This is a genomic window from Acidimicrobiales bacterium, assembly GCA_035316325.1.
In the GTDB taxonomy this organism is placed as follows: Bacteria; Actinomycetota; Acidimicrobiia; order Acidimicrobiales; family VFJN01; genus DASXTK01.
Window position 1 is genome coordinate 1 of sequence record DATHJB010000060.1, and the last position, 24,567, is coordinate 24,567.

The 24,567-nt window shown below is 71.7% G+C and carries 21 protein-coding genes; all 21 read left to right on the forward strand.

The window, feature by feature from the left end:
* Positions 1–972: ABC transporter substrate-binding protein (locus tag VK611_08280; GenBank protein HMG41312.1), on the forward strand; the 972-nt coding region annotated here is incomplete at its 5' end.
* Entirely contained in the window at positions 962–1,921 is a 960-nt protein-coding gene (locus tag VK611_08285; protein HMG41313.1) for an ATP-binding cassette domain-containing protein, read from the forward strand. The genes VK611_08280 and VK611_08285, both read left to right, overlap by 11 nt.
* Positions 1,908–2,759 (forward strand): ABC transporter permease subunit, encoded by an 852-nt coding sequence (locus VK611_08290; GenBank protein ID HMG41314.1) that lies wholly within the window; start codon positions 1,908–1,910, stop codon positions 2,757–2,759. Before VK611_08285 ends, VK611_08290 begins: the two co-directional genes overlap by 14 nt.
* Positions 2,760–2,909: 150 nt before the next feature.
* On the forward strand, positions 2,910–4,274 hold the full coding sequence (locus VK611_08295) for an acyclic terpene utilization AtuA family protein (protein HMG41315.1): 1,365 nt from the start codon (positions 2,910–2,912) through the stop codon (positions 4,272–4,274).
* 22 nt (positions 4,275–4,296) lie between these two features.
* Entirely contained in the window at positions 4,297–4,623 is a 327-nt protein-coding gene (locus tag VK611_08300; GenBank protein HMG41316.1) for a hypothetical protein, read from the forward strand.
* Entirely contained in the window at positions 4,623–5,816 is a 1,194-nt protein-coding gene (locus VK611_08305) for an amidohydrolase family protein (protein ID HMG41317.1), read from the forward strand. Before VK611_08300 ends, VK611_08305 begins: the two co-directional genes overlap by 1 nt.
* Positions 5,817–5,830: 14 nt before the next feature.
* Positions 5,831–6,367: a carboxymuconolactone decarboxylase family protein gene (locus VK611_08310; GenBank protein ID HMG41318.1), complete on the forward strand. Its 537-nt coding sequence runs from the start codon at positions 5,831–5,833 to the stop codon at positions 6,365–6,367.
* A 5-nt stretch (positions 6,368–6,372) separates the two neighbouring features.
* Positions 6,373–6,648 (forward strand): hypothetical protein, encoded by a 276-nt coding sequence (locus VK611_08315; GenBank protein HMG41319.1) that lies wholly within the window; start codon positions 6,373–6,375, stop codon positions 6,646–6,648.
* Positions 6,649–6,653: 5 nt separating this feature from the next.
* Positions 6,654–8,201 carry an AMP-binding protein gene (locus tag VK611_08320; GenBank protein ID HMG41320.1) on the forward strand — a complete coding sequence of 516 codons (1,548 nt, stop codon included), beginning with the start codon at positions 6,654–6,656 and terminating at the stop codon, positions 8,199–8,201.
* Positions 8,202–8,273: 72 nt separating this feature from the next.
* Entirely contained in the window at positions 8,274–10,022 is a 1,749-nt protein-coding gene (locus VK611_08325) for an amidohydrolase family protein (GenBank protein HMG41321.1), read from the forward strand.
* Positions 10,019–11,479, forward strand: a complete 1,461-nt coding sequence (locus tag VK611_08330; GenBank protein ID HMG41322.1) for an amidohydrolase family protein — start codon at positions 10,019–10,021, stop codon at positions 11,477–11,479. The genes VK611_08325 and VK611_08330 overlap by 4 nt, the downstream gene beginning before the upstream one ends.
* Before the next feature lie 110 nt (positions 11,480–11,589).
* A complete protein-coding gene (locus VK611_08335; protein ID HMG41323.1) occupies positions 11,590–13,137 on the forward strand; it encodes an ABC transporter substrate-binding protein in 1,548 nt (515 codons plus the stop codon).
* Between the two features lie 87 nt (positions 13,138–13,224).
* Positions 13,225–14,106: an ABC transporter permease gene (locus VK611_08340; GenBank protein ID HMG41324.1), complete on the forward strand. Its 882-nt coding sequence runs from the start codon at positions 13,225–13,227 to the stop codon at positions 14,104–14,106.
* Between the two features lie 2 nt (positions 14,107–14,108).
* On the forward strand, positions 14,109–16,043 hold the full coding sequence (locus VK611_08345; GenBank protein ID HMG41325.1) for a dipeptide/oligopeptide/nickel ABC transporter permease/ATP-binding protein: 1,935 nt from the start codon (positions 14,109–14,111) through the stop codon (positions 16,041–16,043).
* Complete coding sequence (locus VK611_08350; protein HMG41326.1) at positions 16,036–17,076, forward strand: ABC transporter ATP-binding protein; 1,041 nt, start codon at positions 16,036–16,038, stop codon at positions 17,074–17,076. The genes VK611_08345 and VK611_08350 overlap by 8 nt, the downstream gene beginning before the upstream one ends.
* A gap of 124 nt (positions 17,077–17,200) precedes the next feature.
* The gene (locus tag VK611_08355; protein ID HMG41327.1) at positions 17,201–18,259 is read left to right on the forward strand and encodes an extracellular solute-binding protein; all 1,059 of its coding nucleotides are present in this window, start codon (positions 17,201–17,203) and stop codon (positions 18,257–18,259) included.
* A gap of 59 nt (positions 18,260–18,318) precedes the next feature.
* Positions 18,319–20,022 (forward strand): iron ABC transporter permease, encoded by a 1,704-nt coding sequence (locus tag VK611_08360; protein HMG41328.1) that lies wholly within the window; start codon positions 18,319–18,321, stop codon positions 20,020–20,022.
* A gap of 20 nt (positions 20,023–20,042) precedes the next feature.
* Positions 20,043–21,260 (forward strand): ABC transporter ATP-binding protein, encoded by a 1,218-nt coding sequence (locus VK611_08365; GenBank protein HMG41329.1) that lies wholly within the window; start codon positions 20,043–20,045, stop codon positions 21,258–21,260.
* Complete coding sequence (locus VK611_08370) at positions 21,260–22,363, forward strand: acyl-CoA dehydrogenase family protein (GenBank protein ID HMG41330.1); 1,104 nt, start codon at positions 21,260–21,262, stop codon at positions 22,361–22,363. The genes VK611_08365 and VK611_08370 overlap by 1 nt, the downstream gene beginning before the upstream one ends.
* Positions 22,360–23,199, forward strand: coding sequence for a PhnD/SsuA/transferrin family substrate-binding protein (locus VK611_08375; GenBank protein HMG41331.1), 840 nt, complete (start codon positions 22,360–22,362; stop codon positions 23,197–23,199). Before VK611_08370 ends, VK611_08375 begins: the two co-directional genes overlap by 4 nt.
* Entirely contained in the window at positions 23,196–24,350 is a 1,155-nt protein-coding gene (locus VK611_08380) for a ferritin-like domain-containing protein (protein ID HMG41332.1), read from the forward strand. The genes VK611_08375 and VK611_08380 overlap by 4 nt, the downstream gene beginning before the upstream one ends.
* Positions 24,351–24,567: the final 217 nt, after the last annotated feature.

The window sequence follows — 24,567 nt, forward strand, 5'->3', positions numbered from 1 at the left end:
GCCGACGACGAAGGCACCGAGGCCGGTGACCCGGGGGTGGAGCCCGCCACGATCGACGTCGCCGTGCCGAGCGACCTGCCGGCGTTCGCGCAGCTCTACGTCGCGGACGAGAAGGGCTACTACGAGGACGAGAACCTCGAGGTGAACATCCAGGCCGTCGGAGGGGGCAACATCGTCTCCTCCCTGCTGTCGGAGAGCGTCGACCTCGCCTTCATCGGCACGGGCCTCTGCCTCACGATCGAGAACCAGGGCGCCGACTGCTCGATCGTGTACAACACCCTCGGGGGTGGAGCCGGGGCGTTCCTCGCCGCCCGCCCCGACATCACCGACGTGGCCGACTGCGAGACCATCGGCGCCCTCGGGCCCGGCAGCGCCGCCTACGGGTGGGCGGTCAACTACGCGGACGAGGCGGGGATCGACCCGGACATCGTGCCGCTCCAGGACACGGCGACCATCGCCGCGGCCCTCGACGGCGGGCAGATCTCCTGCGGCGTCGGCGACTTCTTCGGCTTCGCCCGGCTCATCGACGAGGACCGCGTCAACGTGCTCGTGGACACCCGCGAGGAGGACCAGCGGCCGTCGTTCATCCCCTCGACGTTCCCGGAGGCGGGGCTCTTCGGGATCGCGGAGCACCTCGACGGGGAGCGGGAGGCGATCGTCCGCTTCCTGCGGGCGTTCCACCGTGCCTACACGGACACCATGTCCCAGGCGCCGGCTGCGGAGATCGCCGGGCTGCTCCGGGAGCGGGAGGCGTTCCAGGTGCTCGACGAGGCCGCGATCGTCGGGCAGGTCGAGGCGAACCTGCCCTTCTACGTGCCGAGCGGCGGCGACATCGCCGACGACCAGTGGGCCGACGCGCTCGACGTCTTCGCGTCGCAGGGCCTCGACTTCGTCGACCCCGACGACGAGCGGTGGTCCTACGACAACCTCGTCGACATGAGCTACTACGACGAGGCCACCGATGGCGCGTAGCCGCCTCGGGAGGCGCACCGAGGCGACCGAGGCGACCGAGGCGACCGAGGCGACCGGGACGGTCGAGACGAACGGGACGAACGGGACGAACGGCGAGGGGCAGCGGAGCGACCCGCAGGACTCGACCGGGCCGCGAGAGGGCGACGTCCAGCTCGCTCTGCGCGACGTGTCCTACGTCTACAGGACCGGCACGGAGGCGCTCCGCTCGCTGGACCTCACCGTGAACGTGGGGAGGACCATCGCCGTCGCCGGGCCGAGCGGCTGCGGGAAGTCGACCCTGCTCGCCATCCTGGCCGGCCTGATGCAGCCGACGTCCGGGCGGGTGGCCCGCCAGCTCGACCCGAGAGGGAGCCGGCACGAGGTCGCCATGGTGTTCCAGAAGGACACACTGCTCCCGTGGCTGACCGTCGAGGCGCAGGTGGGGTTCCACGCGAAGCTCCACCGCCGCAGCCGTAGCGCCGAGACGAAGGAGTGGGTCGCGTCGCTCCTCGAGCTCGGTGGCCTGACGGAGTTCGCCGGTGCCTTCCCCTACGAGCTGTCCGGGGGGATGCGCCGCCGCCTGGCGTTCCTCGTGGCGGTGGCGCCGCTGCCGCGGGTCCTGCTCCTCGACGAGCCGTTCTCGTCGCTCGACGAGCCGACGAGGCTGGCGATCCACCAGGACGTGTTCGACATCACCCGGCGGTACGGGATCACGACCGTCCTGGTGACCCACGACCTCGCCGAGGCGGCGTCGCTGTCCGACGAGGTGGTGATCCTGACACGGCGGCCGGCGACGGTGGCGTCGCACCACGAGGTCCCGTTCGGCGACCGGCGCGACCTCCTCGCGCTGCGCCAGCAGCGCGACTTCCTGGACCTGTACGCGACGCTGTGGCGGGAGCTGAGCGTCCAGCTCGAGGTCCGGCCGCGGGCCGCCACCCCGGAGCGAGGTGCGGACGATGCGGCGATCTGAGCGCTCGCGACGGGCCGCCGCCCGCCACGACGACGGCGCCGGCGACGATCGGATCCTGCTCGTCCGCTCGCTGCAGCTCGTCCTGGTCGTGGTGTTCCTGGCGGGCTGGCAGTTCCTGCCCCAGATCGAGTCCCTGAGCGACCGGTTCCGGTTCGTCGACCCGATCTACGTGAGCTCGCCGACGAAGGTGTGGGACGAGCTCTACTACCAGTTCGTCGGCAACGACAGCGGTGGCGGCGAGATGTGGTCGTTCATGTGGCCGACGGTGTGGGCCTCGATCATCGGCCTGGGCACGGGCATCGTCGCCGGCCTGGTCATCGGCCTCGTGCTCGCCGAGAGCCGCCTCGCCAACCGGGTCTTCCGCCCGTTCCTCATCGCGATGAACGCCGTCCCGCGGATCGCGCTGGTGCCCGTGTTCATCATCGCGTTCGGGCCGTCCCTCCGGGGGACCGCCGCGGTGTCGTTCGCGGTGGTCTTCTTCGTCGCGTTCTTCAACGCCTACGAGGGCGGATCGAGCGTGCAGGCCGAGGTGCTGCAGAACGCGCGGCTGCTGGGAGCCTCCCGCCTCCAGGTGCTGGGCCGCGTCCGCCTGCCCTACGCCGTGGCGTGGACCTTCGCGTCGCTCCCGCTGTCGGTCACGTTCGCCGTGATCTCGGTCGTGACGGCCGAGGTGCTGATCGGCGCCCGCGGCCTCGGCCGGATGCTGCTCATCTCGATGCAGACCGGTGCGGCGTCGCTCACGTTCGCGGTGACGATCATCCTGAGCCTCCTCGGTCTCGCCGGGGTGGCGCTCGCGGAGGTCACCCGGGCCCGGTTGCTGCACTGGTGGCGACCGTGAGGCCGGTGCCGGCTGGATCGCGGCTTCGCAACCCTTGACAAAGTCGTCATCCGGAGCGGACTATGGATCTACTCCAGTTAGTGGTTTATACGATCACTATATGGAGTGCACGGATCCGAGACCCGAAAGGCATCGATGTCGGACAGAACGGTGACCGGACGACCGGAGTCGGTGCGCATCGGATGCGGCAGCGCGGGCGCGATCGACCGCATCTCCCTGGGGGTCGACATGGTGCGCGACGGCGACGTCCGCTACCTCGCCCTCGACTGCCTGGCCGAGCGGTCGCTGGCGCTCGCCCACCTGCGCCGGACCTCCGGCAGCGGGCCGGGCTACGACCCCCGTCTCGCCGAGATCGGTGCGCAGCTGCTGCCCCTCGCTCGCGAGCGGGGCGTCTCGGTCATCGCCAACCTCGGGGCTGCCGACCCGGAGGGCGCGATGTCGTTCCTCCAGGAGCACGCCGCCGAGTATGGGCTGACCGGCACGAAGCTCGCGGTGATCGCCGGCGACGACGTCCTCGACCACGTGAAGCAGGCGGACTCCGAGATCGCCGAGACCGGTGGGCGGGTCTCCGACTTCGCCCACGCGGTGGTCTCCGCCAACGCCTACCTCGGCTACGAACCCGTGGCGGAGGCTCTCGGCGAGGGTGCCGACGTCGTGATCGGCGGTCGGATCGCCGACGCCTCCCTCTTCCTCGGGCCGCTGGCCCACGAGTTCGGCTGGTCGAACGAGGACTGGGACGAGCTCGCCGCGGGATCGTGCATCGCCCACCTCCTCGAGTGCGGCACCTACGTGACCGGCGGCAACTTCGCCGACCCGCCCTACAACGTCGTGGAGGACTTCACCCGGCCGAGCCTGCCGCTGGCCGACGTGGCGGCCGACGGCTCCGCGGTGCTGCGGAAGCTGCCGGGCTCGGGCGGCGCCCTCAACTCGATGACCTGCAAGCTGCAGCTCGGCTACGAGATCCACGACCCCGCCCACCATCCGACGCCGGACGTCGTGGCCGACTTCTCGCACGTCGAGGCGATCGACCAGGACGACGGTGGCGTGCTGCTCCGCGGGGCGGCAGGTGCGCCTCGTCCCGGTCAGCTCAAGGTCGTGATCGGTGTGGCGGAGGGCTTCATCGGCGAGAACACCGTGTCGTTCGGTGGCCTCGGTGCGCTCGAGCGGGCCGAAGGCGCCAAGGGGATCCTCGAGCACCGCCTGGCAGGGCTGGCGGCGACCTACGACATCGAGGAGTGGCGTGTCGACCTGCTGGGCGTCGACGCGCTCCACGGCGACCGTTCCCTCGTCTCGGCCGACCACCCCCCGTACGAGGTCCACGTCCGGGCCGCGGGTCGTTGCACCGAGCGCCGCGCCGCGGAGGCCCTCGCCCATGAGGTGGAGTACCTGCTCCTCTTCGGACCGGCGGGCGCCGCCGCGGCCCATCGCACCCGCATCGCCCAGATCGTCTCGACCTACAGCGCGTACGTCGACCGCGAGCTCGTCGCGCCGTCGTTCAGCCTCGTCACGCTGTGACGCACCGTCCGGAGGAGTCCTGATGTTCCTGAGGGAGATCGCCTGCGCCCGCGCCGGCGACAAGGGCGACGTGAGCAACGTCGTCGTGGTGCCGCACGATCCGGGGGCCTACCCGTTCCTGGTCGAGCACCTGACCGCCGATCGCGTGCGCGGCCACTTCGGGGAGCTCGTCCGCGGCGAGGTCACCCGGTACGAGATGCCCGGGATCAGCGCCCTGAACTTCGTGATGCAGGGCGCGCTCGGTGGTGGTGTCACCCGGTCCATCTGGATGGACACCCACGGCAAGTCGCGCGCCTCGTTGATGTTGACACTCGAGCTCGATCGCCCACCCGCCGCAGGGGAGACCTGATGCCAGACAACTTCGCCAGCATGCCGTTGGTCGACTGCGACTCGCACGTCACCGAGCCGCCCGACCTGTGGACGTCGCGGGTGAGCAGCAAGTGGGGCGACGACGTGCCCCACCTCGAGATGCACGAACCGAGCGGCGAGCGGAAGTGGCGGGTCGGGGACAGCCTCCTCACGAGCGAGGCGAAGTTCTCGATGGCCGGCTGGTCGGACTACCCGCCGTCGCACCCGCCGACGCTCGACGAAGCCGACCCGGCGTCGTGGGACCCGGCCGCCCGCCTCGATCGGCTCGACGAGTACGGCCTCTACGCCCAGGTGCTGTACCCCAACGTCATCGCGTTCTCGACGCCGGCGTTCATCGCCCTCCCGGACCCGCAACTCGCGCTCGACTGCGTCTCCGCCTACAACGACTTCCTGGCCGAGTTCGCCGACCGTGACCGCAACCGGCTGGTCCCGATCATGATGCTGCCGTTCTGGGACCTCGAGGCCTCCGAGCGGGAGCTGCAGCGGGCGGTGGAGCTCGGCCACAAGGGCGTGCTCTTCGCGGCCGACTTCAGCAAGGTCGGCCTCCCCCCGATCTGGGACCCGCACTGGGACCGCCTGCTCGCCGCCATCCAGGAACACGAGCTCTCGGTGAACTTCCACATCGGGTTCTCCGACCTCAGCGAAGCCGACCTGAAGGAGCGCACGGAGGCGTCGGGCGACGACCACGCGCGGATCACCAGCGTGGCGATGCTCGGCAACGCCCGCGCCATCGCCGACGTCGTGTGCAAGGGCCTGTGCGCCCGCTTCCCGCGGCTCAACTTCGTGTCGGTGGAGAGCGGTGCCGGATGGCTCCTGTACCTCCTCGAGTCCCTCGACTGGCACTGGAAGAGCTATGGCGGGCTCCGCGACCGCCCCGACCTCGAGCTGCCGAGCTTCTACATGCGGCGCCAGGTCTACGGCAGCTTCTGGTTCGAAGGGGAGGCCATGCGCCGGGTCGTGGAGGCGTTGCCGGACAACATCATGTTCGAGACCGACTTCCCGCACCCGACGAGCCTGTCGCCGGGGCCGGCGTCGGCGGCGGGGAACCCGCGGGAGATGGCGGAGACGGCACTGCGCGGCAGCTCGGACGACGTTGCCCGCAAGGTCTTCTACGAGACCGCGGCCCGGCTCTACCAGCTGGACCTCTCGCCCGCCCTGGCGCCGGTCGATTGACCGAGGGGACGGCGATGGGGCCTCGCCTGGGTTCCGACGATGGAGGACGAGAGGTCGACGAGGCGCGCCAGCGGCTGGTGGCGAGTCGCGGCTCGGTGGCGCTGCCGTTCGAGGCCCTGGTGCGTGCGCCGCAGCTGTGCAACCTCGTCGGCGACCTGGGCGAGCACCTCCGCTTCCACGGCAGCCTGGACGACCGCCTGCGGGAGACCGCGATCCTGGCCACCGCGCACGTCGTCCGGTGCGACTTCGAGTACCGCAGCCATCTGCCCCTGGCCCGCGCCGCCGGCGTCGCCGACGCGACCGTGGCGGCGACCGGGGGCCAAGGAGCACTCGTCGGCAACGGGGACGTCGCCCCGCCGGACGAGGCCGCCGTCGTCGCCTTCTGCCAGGAGCTGCTGGCGGAGCGGGTCGTCGCCGCGCCGACCTTCGCGTCTGTCGACGAGCTGCTGTCCACGGCCCAGATCGTCGAGCTCTGCACGCTCGTCGGCTACTACGCCCTCCTCGCGGGCGTGATCAACGCGTTCGAACTGGACGTCCGAGCAGGAGGTTGAAGGCGATGACGACGGAGAACCACACCGCGGAGGTCTCGCCGGACCTCCGAACGGCGCTCGGCACCATCGAGTCGATGCTCGACGCCGACGGCTACGGGCTGACGGTCGACCAGCCCGACCCGGGCTCGGTCCAGCTCACGATCGACGCGCGTCCCGACGCGTGCGAGGACTGCCTGGTGCCGAAGCCCCTCATGAGCTCGATCATCCAGTCGACACTGGAGACGGCCGGCCTGGGTGGGCTTGCGATCGAGCTCGTGTACCCGACCGACCCGGCGAGCTGAGGCGCGTGCTTCCGGGGGAGCGCGGCGGCGTGCTCGCCGAGCTCCGGCTCCGCGACGTGCTGCTGCGCAACGTCGACTGCTACGGCGCGGAGCCGGCGGTGGTGTGCGGCGACGAGGTGGTCACGTGGCGCGGCCTCGCCGAGCGGGTCTTCCGGCTGGCGGGCCGGATGGCGCACGACGGCATCGGGCGCGGCGACCGGGTCGGCGTGCTCCAGGGCAACGGGCCCGAGATCGGCGAGGTGGCCTTCGCGGCGGCACTGCTCGGGAGCGTCCTGGTGCCGATCAGCCCGCGGCTCACGTCGGCCGAGGTCGCCTACCTGGTCAAGGACGCCGAGCTGCGCCTGGCGTTCGTCGAGCGCGGCCACCCGTCCACGGACGGCTTCGGCGACGTCCCGATCGTGGCCACCCGCGGTGCGGACTACGCCGGCTACCGCGACCAGGGGCCCGACCGGGAGCCGGTCGAGCAGGAGGATCCGGGCGACCCGGTCCTCCAGCTGTACACGTCGGGGACGACGGGCCGCCCGAAGGGAGCGCTGCTCACCCAGCGCGCGCTGATCCAGAACGGCCTGACCATCCAGCTGTCGCAGCAGCTCACCCACGACGACGTCTTCCTGACCACGACGCCGCTGACCCATGCGGCTGCCGGCACCCGGATCTTCAGCCTGGCGGTGGACGGCCTGACCCACGCCATCCTTGAGCGGTTCACGCCCGAGCTGTTCTTCGAGGCCGTGCGTCGCCACCGCGTCACGTCGACGATCGTCGTCCCGACGATGCTGCGCGACCTCGTCGACTCCCCGGCGCTGCCGGGCGCGGACCTCTCCAGCCTCCGCTTCGTCGTCTACGGCGCCGCGCCCGCCTCGGAGGAGCTGATCCTCGACGCGCTCGACCGGCTGCCCTGCGGGCTGCTCCAGGGGTACGGGCTGACGGAGGGCTGTCCCGCGCTGGCGTCGCTGTCGCCCGACGAGCACCGGCGGTTCGCGGTCGACCCGGCGCAGCGGCGGCGCCTCCAGTCGGTCGGCCGGCCCGTCCCCGGCGTGCGGTTCCGCGTCGTCGGCCCCGCGGGCGAGCCGCTCGGGCCCGACGCGGCGGGCGAGATCCAGGTCCGGTCGACGAAGTCGATGACCGGCTACTGGCACCTGCCCGAGGAGACGGCGGGCGCGGCGGTCGACGGGTGGCTCTCGACGGGCGACGTCGGGATGCAGGACGCCGGCGGCTACCTCTACCTCCTCGGCCGCCACCAGGACGTGATCATCTCGGGCGGGTTCAACGTCTACCCGGCGGAGATCGAGCGCGTGCTGGGCCAGCACGGCGCCGTGCGCGAGGTCGCCGTCGTCGGTGTGCCCGACGCGCGCTGGGGCGAGGTGCCGGTGGCCGTCGTCGTCGCCGACACCGCGGTCACCACCGACGAGCTGCTCCGGCACTGCGCCGGCGAGCTCGCCGACTACAAGCGTCCCCGACGGATCGAGCTCGTCGATGCGCTGCCCCGGAACGAGACCGGCAAGGTCCTCAAGCGCGAGCTCCGGGAGGCCATGGCGAGGCCATTGACAACCTGACCGTCGTTCGGGACAATCCCTAGGTCATTCTATGGCGTTGCTAGTCATTATATGACGGGGGGAAAGGCGAGCATGCTTGATCTCGTTCTACGCGGTGGCCTCGTCGTCGACGGGTCGGGGTCGCCCGGGCACGTCGACGACGTCGGGGTGCGCGACGGGCTCGTGGTGTCGGTCGGGGGCCCCCGGGAGGACGCCCGGCAGGTGGTCGACGCGACGGAGCTGGTCGTCGCCCCGGGCTTCGTCGACATCCACACCCACTACGACGCCCAGATCCAGTGGGACCCGCTGCTCAGCCCGTCGAGCGCGCACGGCACCACAACCCTGATCGGTGGGAACTGCGGGTTCACGTTGGCGCCGATGGCCGAGGCCCAGGCCGACTACCTGGTCAAGATGCTCGCGGCCGTCGAGGGGATGCCGCTGGCCGCCCTCCAGGCAGGGGTGCGGCTGGACTGGTCGTCGTTCGGCGCGTGGCTCGACGGGATCGAGGGCAGGACCGCGCTGAACGTCGGGTTCCTCGCCGGGCACTCGACGCTGCGGCGCCTCGTGATGGCCGACGCTGCGGGCGAGCGGGCGGCGACGGAGGCCGAGATCGCCCGGATGGCCTCGCTGCTGGCGGAATCGGTCGACGCCGGCGCCCTCGGCTTCTCGTCGTCCTGGAACCCGGCGCACTCCGACGGCGACAGCCTGCCGGTGCCGTCGCGGGCCGCCGCACTCGACGAGCTGGTCACCCTGGCGGGGGTGCTCCGGTCGCGTCCGGGCACGGTGGTGGAGTTCGTGCCGGGCCTGAGCGCGACCTTCGAGCGGCCGCAGATCGAGGCCATGATCGCCATGTCGCGGGCGGCGGACCGGTCGCTGAACTGGAACCTGCTGCGCCTGGACGAGCCGGACTTCGGCATCGCCGAGCGCTGCCTGGCGCCGTCGACGGAGGCCGGGACCAGTGGCGCGGCGGTCTACGCCCTCACCAACCCGGAGCCCCTGAACTTCCGGGTCACGTTCTCGGGCCCGCTGGTGCTCGACAACCTCCCCGGCTGGCTCGACACCATGCGGCTTCCCGTTCCCCAGCGCATCGAGGCGCTCTCCGATCCGGACCGTCGCCGCCACCTGGAGCGCGCGGTCGACGACGCCTCCCCGCTCTCGGGGGTGCTGGGCCTGATGGCGGGCTGGGGCCGGCTGGCCGTCGGCGAGACGTTCAGCGCCGCCAACGAGGGGCTCGTCGGTCGGACCGTCGGCCAGGTGGCGCAGCAGCGGGGCTCGTCGCCGTTCGACACGATGCTGGACATCGCGCTGGCCGACGACCTCCGCACCTACTTCGTCCTGCCCCGGCGCGGCGACGACGACGAGACGTGGCGGCTGCGGGCGCAGGTGTGGCGCGATCCGCGCACGGTGCTCGGCGGGTCCGACGCCGGCGCCCACCTCGACCTCATGTGCGGTGCGTCCTACACCACCGCGCTGCTGGGCGAGGGCGTCCGCGAGCGGGGCCTGCTGCCGCTCGAGGAGGCGGTGCAGCTCCTCACCGACGCGCCCGCCCGGTTCTACGGCATCCGCGGACGGGGCCGGATCGCCGAGGGCTACCACGCCGACCTCGCCGTGTTCGATCCGGCGAGGATCGCATCGGGGCCCATCCACACCCGCGACGACCTCCCGGCGGGGGCGTCGCGCCTCTACCGCGAGTCGATCGGCATCGAGCACGTCTTCGTCAACGGAACGGAGGTCGTGCACGACAACGAGGCGACCGGCGATCTCCCGGGCACCGTGCTGCGCTCGTACCGCGACTTCGACACGCGGGACGTCGCCTCGCACGCCGCCGCGCTCCGCGGATGAGCGCGCACGTCGCCATGGGCTCCCGCGCGGTGCGGGCGAACCTCGGGCATCCGGTCGTCGACGCCGACGGTCATTGGATGGAGGCCATGCCCGTGTTCTACGACCACCTCCGTGAGGTGGGAGGGAGCCGGGCGGTGGAGGACTTCGACGCGCTCCGCAGCCGTCGCCACGGGGCCTGGTACGCCATGACCCCCGAAGCTCGGCGACGCGCCCGGCACACCCGTCCGACGTGGTGGAGCTTCCCCGCCAACGCGCGGGACCGGGCGACCTCCATGATGCCGGAGCTCCTCGCCGAGCGCCTGGAGGAGTTCGGCCTCGACTTCGCCTTCGTCTACCCGTCGATGGGGAACCTCGGTCTCACCGTCGAGGAGCCCGGCCTGCGGCGGGCCTTCGTCCGCGCTCTCAACGCCATGGCGGCCGACTCGTTCCGGGCGTACTCGTCGCAGTTCGCCCCGGTCGGCGTCATCCCCACGAACACCCCCGACGAGGCGGTCGAGGAGCTCGACTTCGCCGTCGAGGAGCTGGGCCTGAAGGCCGTCGTGCTCGGTGGCTACGTCACGAGGCCCGTCCCGGCGGACGGCCCGGCGGACGGATCTGCCGGGCAGTTCGTCGATCCCCTGGCGCTCGAGAGCGACCACGACTACGACGCGCTCTGGCGCCGCTGCGTCGAGCTCGGCGTCGCCGTCACCACCCACCGGGGGACGATGGGCTGGCCGGATCGACGGTCGAGCGCCAACTTCGTCGCGAACCACGTCGGTCACTTCGCCCAGGCGCACCACCTGTTCGCCCGGTCGCTCGTGCTGGGCGGTGTCACCCGGCGGTTCCCCGATCTCAACTTCGGGTTCCTCGAAGGGGGCGTCGGCTGGGCACGCATCCTCTGCGCCGACCTCGTCGGGCACTGGGAGAAGCGGTCCCGGCAGCCGATGCTCGACCACCTGCGGCCGACCAACATCGACCAGGACGAGATGCGCCGCCTGATCCGACGGTACGGCGGCGAACGGCTCCGCGACCGCGAGGCGGAGGTCATGGCGAGCCTCGACCCCGTGTACCCGGGGACGTCGCTCGAGGAGCTCGCGGCGCGGGAGGGGGCGATCGACGACTTCGCGGCGGCGGAGGTCAGTACCGGCGCCGAGCTCCAGGCGCGCTTCGCGGACAACTTCTACTTCGGCTGCGAGGCGGACGACCCGATGACCGCCCTGGCGTTCGACCGGCGGATGGGCGCCGAGCTCAAGCCGATCTTCGGCTCGGACATCTCCCACTTCGACGTGCTCGACATGGCGGAGGTCCTGGAAGAGGCGTGGGAGCTCGTCGAGCACGGGCTGCTCGACGAGGCCGACTTCCGGCGGTTCACGTTCGCCAACGTCGTGGAGCTGCACGGGCAGATGAACCCGGACGTCTTCACGGGCACCGCCGTCGAGGACGCGGCCACGGCGGAGCTCCGCACCCGCCAGGTGTGACCGTTGCCATACCCGGGCGGTCATGGTAGACAAGGTCTTGCAGCCATGTTCTGGTACAGCACTACCATTACATGGTTAGTGGGGGAGAGGCGGAGGACAAGGGGGAAGGCGTGGCCAACCATCATGGGCGTGTCCGGACGGCGGCGAGGGGGCTCGGCGCAGCTGCGCTGCTGCTCGGTCTGGTCGCATGCGGTGGCGACGACGGGGGCACCGGTGGCGGAGGCTCGTCCGCCGGGTCGGTGAACGCGATGGCGGTGGCCGTCGACAGCACGCCCGGGGACCTCGATCCGCACCAGATCAACCAGTCGCCGCAGACCGTGGGCTCCCGGGTGGTCTGGTACAACGTCTACGAGACCCTGCTCAGCCGGGACGCGAGCGGCGAGATCGTCCCGCAGCTGGCGACGGAGCTCCCGGAGCTCGTCGACGACACGACGTGGCGGTTCACGCTCCGCGAGGGGGTCGAGTTCACCAACGGCGAGCCGCTCGACGCCGCCGCGGTGAAGTACTCCGTGGACCGCATCGTCGACCCGGCCTCGGACAGCTACCTCGTCGAGGTCGTCGGCGGCATCACCGGCGCCACCGTGGTCGACCCGCTGACGGTCGACATCACGACCGAGGCCTACGACCCGGTGCTCCCGTCCCGTGCCACCCGGCTCTTCGTCCTGCCGCCCGAGTACTCCCAGCAGCCCGACTTCGCCCGCGAACCGGTCGGCACCGGGCCCTACACGCTGGCCTCGCAGGGACCGACCGAGCTGGTCCTCGCCGCCAACCCCGACTACTGGGGCGGCGAGCCGGCGATCGGCGAGGTCACCGTCCGGTTCGTCGAGGACCCGACCACCCGGGCGTCCGCTTTGCGCGCCGGCGAGGTCGACCTGATCACCGCCGTCACCCCCGACATCGCCGGGGACCTGCCCAACGCCCCCGCCACCGAGGGCGGCGAGAACCCCTTCATCTCGCTCGACGCGCTCAACGGCGTCGCCACGGACCACCGGGTGCGGGAGGCGCTGAACCTCGCGATCGACAAGGAGGCGCTCGCCGACGAGCTCTTCGGGGGGTTCGCGACGGTGTCGAACTGCCAGATCGTGTCGCCCGGATCCGTCGGGTACGACCCCGACCTCGAGCCCTACCCCTACGACCCGGACCGGGCCGAGGAGCTCATCGAGGAGGCCGGTGCCACCGGTGAGACGGTGCGCCTGGCCTCGGCCCAGTCCTGGCCGAAGGGCCGGGAGATGGCCGAGACGGTCGCGTCCTACTGGGACGCCGTCGGGCTGAAGACCGAGATCGAGATGCACCCGGGCGCGGGTGAGCAGGCCGAGGGCCTCGTCAAGACGCCGGAACGGCCGACCGGTTGGTACGCGCCGACCTCGGACGACCTGTTCGACGCCTCCAAGTCGATCGACCAGTGGCTGACGACGGAGTCGCCCGTCGGGGCCTACAGCAACCCCGAGATCGACGCGCTCGCGGCGGAGATCAAGGCCTCCACCGACGCGGATGCCCGGATCGAGCTCCTCCACGAGGCGCTCGAGGCGGCGTGCGACGACGCGGCGTTCGTGTGGCTGCTCAACGCCCAGACGATCTGGGGCACGTCCGACCGGCTCGAGTTCGATCCGCCGGCCGACTCCGAGCTCCGCTTCTTCGCGATGGACCTGTCGGACTGACCACCACCGCCGAGGGCACGTCTCGGCTCGACCAGGGAGGACCACCTGATCCGACTCATCCGACAGCTCCTGCGAGGCGTCGTCGTCGTGCTCGGGGTCTCGGTCGTGGTCTTCGTCGTCACGCGGCTCCTGATCGATCCGACCGCACGGCTGGTCCCGATCGGGAGCAGCCAGGAGCAGTACGACGCAGCCCAGGCCGCCCACGGCTTCGACCGGTCGATCCCGGCGCAGTTCGTCGACTTCATGGGCGACCTCGTGCGCCTGGACTTCGGACGGTCGGTGTGGCTGGGCGGCGACGCCCGGACCATCGTGGTCGAGCGGATGCCGGCGACCCTGGTGCTCGTCGGCGCCAGCATCGGCCTGGCCGTCCTGATCGCCGTCCCGACCGTCGTCATCGCGGTGCTGAAGCCGGGTTCCTGGCTGGACCGGATCGCGACCACAGGCGCCCTGTTCGGCATCGCCGTGCCCTCGTTCTGGCTCGGCGCCCTGCTCATCCTGCTCTTCTCCGTGAACCTCGGATGGCTCCCCACATCCGGGGGCGGTGACCTGCAGCACCTCGTGCTCCCGGCGATCGCCCTGGCGTTGCCCTCGGCCGGACGGCTGGCCCAGGTCGGGCGGGCGGCGGTGCTCGAGCAGATGCAGGAGCGGTACATCACCGCCGTGCTGGCCAAGGGGATGAGTCGCCGGCGCGCGGTCGTCTTCCACGCGCTGCGCAACGCCGCGGCGCCGATCCTGAGCATCCTCACCTGGGAGGTGAGCCGGGCCATCTCGAGCGGCACGGTCGTCGTCGAGACGGTGTTCGGGTGGCCGGGCGTCGGGCAGCTGGCCGTGTCCGCACTGCAGCGGGGCGACGTCTTCGTCATCCAGGCGGTCGTCTTCCTGGTCGCGGTCACCGTGGTGGTCGTCAACGCACTCGGCGACGCGGGCCTGCAGCGTGTCGACCCCCGGACACGGGCGGCGGCCCGCTGACGATGGCGGCTCTCACGACCCCCGCCCCCGGCGGTGCCTCGGTGCCGCGGCGCCGCCGCTGGGGCCGACCCGGGCACCGTCGCCCGCCGACCAGGTCGGCGGTGGTGGCGGCCGCCGTGCTCGTCACGATCGCCGTCGCGGCGGTCGTGGGCCCCTGGTTCGTCGCCGACGACGCCCGAACGGTGCGGCTCACGGAGAAGCTCGAGCCGCCGGCCCTGTTCGGTGGTGACTGGTCGGCTCCGCTGGGCACCGACGGGCTCGGCCGCGACGTCCTCGCCCGGTTGCTCATGGGAGCGCGCGTCAGCCTCGAGGTCGGCCTCGGCACCGTGGTCCTCGCCGGTGTCGTCGGCACGGGGCTGGGTGTGCTCGCCGGCCGGCACCGGCGCTGGGGCGACGCGGTGCTGATGCGGATCGTCGACGCCGAGCTGTCCTTCCCCGGCCTGCTCATCGTGCTCGCGGTGATCGGCCTCGTCGGGCCCAGCAAGCTGGCGATCATCCTCGTCCTGAGCCTCGTGGGCTGGATGGTGTACACGAAGCTGGCGCGGAACATGGTCCTCTCGCTGCAGGAGACGACCTACGTCGAGGCGGCCGAGACCGTCGGCTGCTCCCCGCGGCGGATCGTCTTCCGGCACCTGCTCCCCGGGCTCATGCCCGCGGTGCTCACGGTCGCCACCCTCGAGTTCGCCAACGCCGTGCTCGCCGAGTCGGCCCTGTCCTACGTCGGGTTCGGCATCGAGCCGCCGGCCGTGTCCTGGGGCCTGATGGTGGCCGAGGGCCAGGCCTACGCGTCCTCGGCCTGGTGGCTCGTCGTCTTCCCCGGCCTCGGGCTGGCGGCGACGGTGTTCGCCCTGCACGTGCTGGCGAACTGGATGTCCACCCGCCTACACCCGGAACCGGCGCCTGCGCTCGTCGAGCCGCCGGACGCCGAGGGGCGAGCGGGTGCCAGCGAGCCCGCCCCCGCCTCGTCGCCCGAGGACGAGAGCGCGCCGCTCCTGGCGATCGACGGCCTCCGGGTGGTCTTCCACACGCCGGAAGGCCCAACCCCCGCCGTGCAGGACGTGTCCCTCACGGTCCGGGCGGGCGAGGCGGTCGGGGTGGTGGGGGAGTCGGGCTCGGGCAAGAGCGTCACTGCGATGGCGCTCCTCGACCTGGTCCCACCCCCCGGCCGGCGCGAGGCGGGGACCATCCGCTGGCACGGCACGGCGCTGGCTCCTCGTGATCTCGAGGGGCTCCGCGGCAAGCGGATCGCGATGGTGTTCCAGGACCCGGTGGCCGCCCTCGATCCGCTGATGACGGTCGGACGGCAGATCGCCGAGGTCCTCCGGGAGCATCGGGGCCTGTCGCGCCGGGCGGCGGCGGAGCGCGCGGTCGAGCTGCTGGCGCTGACCGGCATCCCGGCGCCGTCGGACCGAGCCAGGCAGTACCCCTACGAGTTCTCCGGTGGCATGGCGCAGCGCGTGGTCGTCGCCATGGCGATCGCGGCCGAGCCCGAGCTCCTGATCGCCGACGAGCCGACGTCGTCGCTCGACGTCACCACGCAGGCCCAGATCCTCGAGCTGCTCGACGGGCTCCGGGAGCGGCTCGGCCTCGCGGTCCTCCTGATCTCCCACGACCTGGGCGTGGTGGCTGCCAGCTGCTCCACGGTCGTCGTCATGTACGCCGGTCGCGTGATGGAGGAAGGCCCCGTCGACGAGGTGCTGCGCCGGCCCCGACACCCGTACACCCGTCGGTTGATCGCGTGCAGTCCGCGGCTCGACGGGCCCCGGTTCCAGTTCGACGGCAGCCCCTCGGCCGTGCCGGACGGCGCGTCGGTCGTGGCGGCCGGCTGCCCGTTCCAGCCCCAGTGCGACCGGGCGATCGACCGGTGCGCCGTCGAGCTGCCCCCGATGGTCGCGGTCGGGGCGCGGTCGGCCGCCTGTTGGAGCCCCGATGGTTGATCCCGGGCTCGTCCCCGCTCCGGTCGAGGACGCCGCACTCCTCCGGGTCGAGGGGCTTCGGGTGGAGTTCCCGCTGCGGGGCCGCGCCCGCCGTGGGCCGCGCATCGTCCGGGCCGTCGACGACGTGTCGTTCGAGCTTGCCCGGGGCGAGACGCTCGGCCTCGTCGGCGAGACCGGGTCGGGCAAGTCGAGCCTGGCTCGGGCGATCATGCGCCGGGTGCCGCTGGCCCGGGGGCGGATCTTCCTCGACGGCACCGACATCACCCGCACGAGCGGCCGCGAGCTGCGGCGCCGTCGCCGCGACTTCCAGATGGTGTTCCAGGATCCGTACACGTCGCTCAACCCGAAGATGACCGTGGGCGAGATCGTGGCCGAACCGCTCTGGGTGCACGGTCTGGTGCAGAGCCGCGCGGCGGCGGAGCGCCGGGTGGGCGAGCTGCTCGAGATGGTCGCCATGCCGTCCGGTGTGACCGACCGGCGGCCGCAGGAGCTCAGCGGGGGCCAGCGACAACGGATCGGCATCGCCCGGGCGCTCGCGGTGGATCCGAAGCTCGTCGTCGCCGACGAGGCGGTCTCCGCTCTCGACGTCTCGATCCAGGCCCAGGTGCTCAAGCTCATGTTCGAGATCCAGGAGCGCCTCGGGGTCTCCTACCTCTTCATCACCCACGACCTTGCGGTCGTCCGGTCGCTCTCCCATCGCGTGGCGGTGATGTACGCGGGCCAGATCGTCGAGGTGGGCCCGGCCGACGAGATCTGCGGCGCGCCGAAGCACCCCTACACCCGGGCGCTCCTGTCCGCGGTGCCCAGCCCGCAGCCGAACGGCGCCGCGGCGCGGGGCCGGATCGTCCTTCGGGGCGACCCACCGAGCCCTCTGGATCCTCCCTCGGGATGCCGCTTCCATCCGCGCTGCCCGATCGCGCGCGAGGAGTGCTCGACGGCTGCTCCACCCCTGTCCGTCCAGAGCTCGCAACACCTGGCCGCCTGCTGGTACGCACAGGAGCCGGACGTGACCCCGACCACACCGAGTCCTTGACACGCGTCGTCAGGTGGTCAATGCTGACTACCAAGTAATGGACTGAATAATCAATATATGGATGTCGATGGACAGACCGACTCGGCGGGCAACTGTGCTGCACGCCGCCAACGGGGGTATGCACGTGCTCAAGCGAACGCGCGGTCGATCCGGCTCGAAGGGGGCGCTCGTCGCCTTCATGCTGCTGGGCACGACCCTCGCGGCCTGCGGTGACGACGACGACACCGCGGCCCCCGAGACCGGCGGCAGCGGGGAGGACGCCGGCTTCCAGGACGTCATCGACGCCGCCGAGGACGAGGGCGCGGTGACCTGGTACACGGCCCTGCCCGCCGGTCGCGAGGACATCGCTGCGGCGTTCACCGAGAAGTACGGGGTCGAGGTCGAGATCCTCAACCAGCCCGGCGGTCCGCTGATCGAGCGGTTCCAGGGCGAGGCCGAGGCGGGCGCCATCGGGGCCGACATCATGACGATCGGCCACGAACCCGCCTTCACCGAGAAGGCGCTCAGCGAGGGCTGGATCGAACCGGTCGAGGATGCGGAGCTGCCCGTCCTCACCGAGGGCACCTACCCCGCAGACCGGTTCCCCGTCGGCACCACGGCCACGGTGCAGGTGCAGCTGTGGATCATCGGGTACAACACCGATCTCCTCGACGAAGCCGACTACCCCAGCACGTGGGAGGACCTCGCCGATCCGAAGTACGCGGGCGAGATCGCCAGCCCGTCGCCCAGCGCCGCCGACGCCTACGTGCAGGAGTGGTCCCTGCTGCGGAGCGAGTTCGGCGACGATCTCCTCAGCGACTTCGCCGACAACGACCCCGTCTACTACGAGGGTGGTGGCCCGCCGGTGCAGGCCCTGGGCGCGGGCGAGCATGCGCTGGTCGCTCCGGTGAGCCCGGCTCGCATCGACGAGCTGAAGGCATCCGGTGCCCCGGTGGACTACGTCATCCCGGACCTCGTCTCGGGCATCGAGCTGGGCATCGTCCTCACGGCATCGGACGAGGCACAGCACCCCAACGCCGCCCGCCTCTTCGCCGACTTCCTGCTCTCCGAGGAGGCCGCGGAAGCGGTCCGCCTCAGCGGCCTGTCGGTCTACGGCGACGACGTCCCCGAGGACTACGTCGCGGTGCCCCTCGACACGACCGCCGAGCAGCGTGACGAGATCATCTCGCTGCTCGGCGCCTGACCGGCCGGATGACCTCGATCGACACTGCGGCACCGTCGCCCGTCGCGACGACGCGCGGCGTGTGGAGCCGACTGCCGAGCCCGTTCCAGGCCGTGAGCTCGCTGACGGCGGTCGGCTTCGCCCTGCTGGCGCTCTATCCGCTGTCGCGGGTGCTGATCCGGCTGTTCGTCGATGACGGCGAGGTCGACCTCAGCCCGATGGCGGACGTCTGGCAGCAGCCCGGACTCGTCCGGATGCTCGTCCAGACCACCGTCGTGGTGTCGGTCAGCGGCGTGTTCGCGATCGTCGTCGGTTCGGCGATGGCGTGGCTGAGCGAACGGACCGATGCCCGGCTCGGCGCGCTCACCGACGTCATCCCGATGCTGCCCTTCGTGCTGCCACCCATCGCCGGGACGATCGGCTGGGTGCTGCTGCTCTCACCCGGCGCGGGCTTCGTGAACGTCGTCATACGCGACATCACCGGTTCAGACGCCGCGACCGGCCCGCTCGACATCTACTCGTGGTGGGGCTTCATCGCCCTGTACACGCTCTACATGATCCCGTTCACCTACCTCCTGGTGTCGGCCGGTCTGCGGAACCTCGACCCCCAGCTCGAGGAGCAGTCGCGGCTCTGTGGTGGCGGCCGCCTGCGCACCCTCTGGAGGGTGACGATCCCGGCCGTGAAGCCGAGCCTCGGCGGTGCGATCCTGCTGACGGTGTGGTTCGGGTTCGCGCTCTTCTCGGTACCGGTCATCCTCGGCACGCAGTCCGACATCGAGGTGCTGTCCGTCCGCATCGTCCGGCTCCTGACCTTCACCTACCCCGCGCAGACGGCGGAGGCGGTGGCGCTGAGCGTCGTCATGCTCGTCGCCGTCGGGCTGGCGTGGTACCTGCAGGGTCGGGTGCTGAAGAGTGGTCACCACGCGTCGGTCGGCGGCCGGGGCCAGAGGACGAACATCGTGCGCCTCGGCCGCTGGAAGTGGGCGGGGCGCCTCGTCCTGGTCGGCTACGTCCTCCTGGCGGTCGCGCTCCCGCTGCTCGCGCTGCTGCGCGTCGCGTTGACGGGCTTCTGGACACAGGACTTCAGCTTCGGCGACCTCAACCTCGACGCGTTCCGGAACGTCCTGTTCGACGACATCGCCACCAGGGGAGCGCTGGTCAACAGCCTCCGGCTCGGCGGGCTCGGCGCCACGATCGGCATCGTCGCGGCGGCCGTCATCTCCATCTTCCTCCGGCGGTCGAGGTCGGTGTTCGGCCGCGTGCTCGACAGCAGCATCAAGCTCCCGGCCGTGATCCCGCACTTCGTCGTGGCCATCGGGATGCTCTTCGCCTTCAGCGGGTCGCCGTTCCACCTTGCCGGGAGCTTCTGGATCCTGCTGCTCGCCTACCTCGCGCTGTTCCTGCCCCAGGCCTCGGTCGCGGCCGACGCCGCGGCGGCCCAGGTCGGGCGGGACCTCGTGGAGGCCTCGTCGCTCAGCGGCGCCGGAGGCGGACGGACCTTCCGCCGGATCCACCTTCCCATCATGCTCCCCGGGCTGGTGGCCGGCTGGGCCCTTCTGTTCGTCTGGATGCTGGGCGAGCTGAACGCGTCGGCCATCCTGGCCGGCACCCAGAACCGCGTCGTCGGCTTCGAGCTGATGGACAAGTTCCTCCACGGGACGTACGCACCCCTCGCCGCTCTCGCGATCGTGCTCACGATGGTCAGCGCGATCGCGGTGGCTGCGGTGATGATCATCAGCCGCAAAGGACGGGGCTCCTGGACCGAGTACCGGCCGGCGGCATGAGCGCAACGATGGGAGGCCCCATGACGGTCCTCGATGACGACCACCCCACGGACGACCGGTCTCCTGCCGCGGGCACCGCGGCCACGGCCGACCCGTCGGCCACCCCGGTCCCAGCCGTGCGGGTGCAGAACCTGGTCAAGCACTTCCGGCGGGACGACGGCTCGACGGTCAACGCGGTGGACGACGTCTCCATCGAGGTGGCGCCCGGCGAGTTCATGGTCCTCCTCGGCCCGAGTGGCTGCGGGAAGACGACCCTGCTGCGCAGCATCGCCGGACTCGAGCAACCGGCCTCGGGGACCATCGAGATCGGCGGCGAGGTGGTGTTCTCGCCGGTGGGGAGCATCGACGTCCCGCCGGAGCGGCGGAACGTGAACATGATCTTCCAGTCGTACGCGCTCTGGCCCCACATGACCGCGCTGCAGAACGTCTCCTACCCGTTGGAGTGCGCGCACGTCCCGAAGCCCGAGCGTCGCGAGCGCGCCGAGAGCGCCCTCGCGATGGTCGGGATCCCGGAGCTCGGCGGGCAGCACCCCGGGCAGATGAGCGGGGGGCAGCAGCAGCGCGTCGCCCTGGCCCGCGCCCTCGTCTCCAACGAGCGCCTCGTCCTGTTCGACGAACCTCTCTCCAACGTCGACGCCAAGGTCCGCGAACAGCTCCGGTTCGAGCTGCTCTCGATGCAGCGGGAGCTCGGCTTCGCCGCCGTGTACGTCACGCACGACCAGATCGAGGCGATGGAGCTGGCCCACCGGATCGCGGTCATGCAGGAGGGTCGGGTGGCGCAGATCGGCCCGCCGCGGACGATCTACGACGAGCCGCGGTCGTACTACGTGGCCAACTTCATCGGCACGACCAACGTGTTCGCCGGGGTCGTCACCGGGCACGACGACTCCCGCGACCTGCTCACGCTCGACAGCGACCTGGGCCCGGTGGAGGCCGTCGCCGGCAGCTCGGAGATCCGGCCCGGGAGCGACGCGACCCTCGTGTGCCGCCCCGAGCGCTGCACACTGTCGACCCAGGAGCCCGAAGGCCCCAACCGCTGGAGCGCGGAGGTCGTCGCCTCGCGGTTCGTCGGGTCGCACACCGAGCATGCCCTCATGGTCGGCACCTCCCGGTTCCGGGTCTGGCGTGCCGACCACGACATCTACGAGGAGGGCTCGTCCGTCTGGATCTCGGTGCCGCCCCGGGATCTTCGGTGCCTGCCGACCGAACAGGACGTCGATAACGACGGAGACAGCTGATGAGCACGGTTCCCGTCCTCGACGAGATCGTCGCCACCGTCGTCGGACCGGCGGCCGCCGACGTCGACGCCACCGGGGCGTATCCCCGGGCGGCGGTGACCGCGCTCGCGGAGCACGGTCTGCTGGGCCTCATGTCCGCCCCGGAGGTCGGGGGCATGGGCCTCGGCCTGGACGAAGCCGCCCAGGTGATCCGCCGGCTGGCTGCCAGCTGCGGCAGCACCGCGATGGTCGTCTGCATGCACTACTGCGCCGCCGCCGTGATCGAGCAGCACGGGCCCGAGGAGGTGCGACGGGCCATCGCCGCGGGCACGCACCTCTCGACGCTCGCCTTCTCCGAGACCGGCTCGCGCAGCCACTTCTGGGCGCCGCTGTCGACGGCCACGGCCGACGGCGTCCTCGATGCGAGCAAGAGCTGGGTGACGTCCGCCGGCGAAGCCGACTCCTACGTGTGGACCAGCCGACCGGCGGTGACGCCCGGGGCGGCGACGCTGTGGCTCGTCCCCGCCGACGCGGCGGGGCTGAAGGTCGGCGCCCCGTTCGACGGGCTGGGGCTCCGTGGCAACGCGTCGAGCCCCGTGCTGGCCACCGGCGTGCAGTCGACGGCGCGCCTCGGCGACGACGGTGCGGGTCTCGACATCGCGCTCGGCGTCGTGCTGCCGGTGTTCCAGGTGCTCAACGCGTCGTGCAGCCTCGGACTGATGGACGCGGCGATCGCCAAGACGCTGGCGCACGCCACGACCGCCCGGCTCGAGCACCTCGACCAGACCCTCGCCGAGCAGCCGGTCGTGCGCCAGCACCTGGCCGAGATGAAGAACCGGGCCGACGCGGCATCGGTGCTCGTCGACGATGCCGTCGCCGCGCTGACGACAGGCCGGGAGGACGCGCCCCTCCGGATGCTCCAGTCGAAGGCCGTCGCCGGCGACACCGCGCTCGCCGTCCTCGACATCGCCATGCGCGTCGGAGGAGGAGCGGCGTTCCGCAAGGACATCGGGATCGAGCGCCACCTGCGCGACGCACGTGCCGCCGTCGTCATGGCGCCGACCAGCGATGCCCTCCGCGACTTCGTCGGCCGGGCCATCAGCGGCCTTCCCCTGTTCGGATGACGCCGTTCGTGCTCGGGGCCGTCGCGTACGACCCCAAGGTCGTCACGATCTGGGAGGGGTTCAAGGACTGGTTCACCGGCCAGGGCTTCGCGTTCGACTACGTCCTGTTCTCCAACTACGAGGCTCAGGCCGAGGCCCATCTGGCCGGCCACGTCGACGTGACCTGGGACTCGCCGCTCGCGTGGGTGCGCACCCGTCGCCTGGCGGAGGCCGCAGGGCGCACCGCCCGGGCCGTCGCGATGCGCGACAGCGACCAGGACCTCCGGTCGTCGATCCTCGTCCGCGACGCCGGCGGCATCACTGCACCGGCCCAGCTCGCCGCCCGCACCGTGGCGACCGGCGCGTCCGACTCACCGCAGGCGACGCTCCTGCCCCTCGCGCACCTGGCGGGCCTCGGACTGGCACCGGGCGACGACTTCACCGTCCGTCGCTTCGACGTGATGGTCGGCAAGCACGGCGACCACGTCGGCGGTGAGCGCGACGCGGTGAAGGCGCTCGTCGCCGGCGAGGTCGACGCCGCGTGCGTGATCGACGGCAACGACCTGCTGTTCGCCAGGGAGGGCACCGTCGAGGCCGGGGCAGTGCGGGTCCTCGCCCGAACCGCCACCTACGACCACTGCACGATGACCGTGCTCGACGACGCACCCGAGGCCACCGTCGACCGGTTCGTCGCGCTGCTGTCCGCCATGTCGTACGACGATCCGGCCGTGCGACCGCTGCTCCAGCTGGAGGGGTTGAAGGAGTGGCGGCCCGGTCGCACGTCGGGCTACGACCTGCTCGAGGCGGCCGTCGACACCTTCGGCTTCTACGGCGCCGACGGCACCCTCCCCGGGTGATCGTCGAGCTGGGCGACCTCGGCTTCGACGAGGGCGCCCACGTCCTCGTGAAGCTGGCGCTCTCCGCCGACGAGATCGAGGTCCGCGGGTCGCATCCCGACCTCCTCGGTCAGCTGGCCAGTTGGTGCCGGCAGCAGGGCCACCGCGTGCGGGACGGTCGCTTCGTCACCCGCGGCCGGTTCGCCGGCGCGGCGTGGGTCGGTGCGGAGCGCGCCGGTGCCGGTGCCGGCGCCGCGCCCGACGACCACCCCCAGCCCGGGTGGGGTCTCGCGGCTCGCGGCGCGATGGTCGAGCCGGGAGGACCGGCGCCCTCGTTCTCCCTCGCCGATGGCCGCACGCTCTGGTCCGAGCGCGCCCACGCGCTGTACGGCCAGGCGGCCGCCGGCCAGTGGGACCCGGCGCAGGCGATCGACTGGGACGCACCCCTCGACCACGGCGCCGACGTCGAGGCCGCGGTGGTCCAGGTCATGACGTTCCTCGTCGAGAACGAGGAGGCCGCCCTCGTCGTCCCCGCCCGGTTCCTCGGCCAGGTGCACCCGCACTTCCGCGAGATCCAGCAGATCCTCGCCGCCACCGTGGCGGACGAGGCGCGCCACATCGAGGTCTTCACCCGGCGCGCCCTCATGACCGGAGCCCCGCTGGCGCTCTCCGGGGCGGCGGGTCGCACCTCGCTCCAGACCCTGCTGGACGAGCCCGACTACGCCACGGCGTCGTTCCTCCTGTCGGTGATGGGCGAGGGGACGTTCGTGTCGTTGCTCGGCTTCCTCGAGCGCCACGCACCCGACGCGCTGACGAGGCGGATCGCCCACCTCACCCGGCAGGACGAAGCGCGCCACGTCGCCTTCTCGATGGGCCACCTCGAACGCCATGCCAGCCTCGAGCCCGACCTCCGACCCCGGCTGGCCCGAGCGGTCGAACGTCGCCACCACGCGCTGCGCAGCACCGCCGGGCTGAACGACGAGGTGTTCGACTCCCTCGTGCTCCTCGCGGCCGGAGAGGCGACGCCGGCCGCCATCGCCCGCGGCTGGGCGGCGGTCCAGGACCTGCAGCGCGACATGGACGAGAACCGCCGCGCGCGGCTCAACCGGCTGGGCTTCACGCCGGGCGAATCGGAGGCGCTCTCCTCCCTCCACACCCGCAACTTCATGTGACCGCCGACTCGACATCCATGGAACTCGTGGTGAGCTACGTTCGCTGGCGTCACTTCGACTCGGTGGGGAAGGCGAGTCTTGGGTGGTCGGGTGACGCGGTCCCGCGGTGCTCAGTAGCGTCTGGGCATGGTTGCTTCAGAGGATGGCGGAGGGTCGTTGGGTGGGGCCGGGGAGACGTTGCCACCGTCGTTCCCGCCGCCGCCGCCGGTCAGCTCGA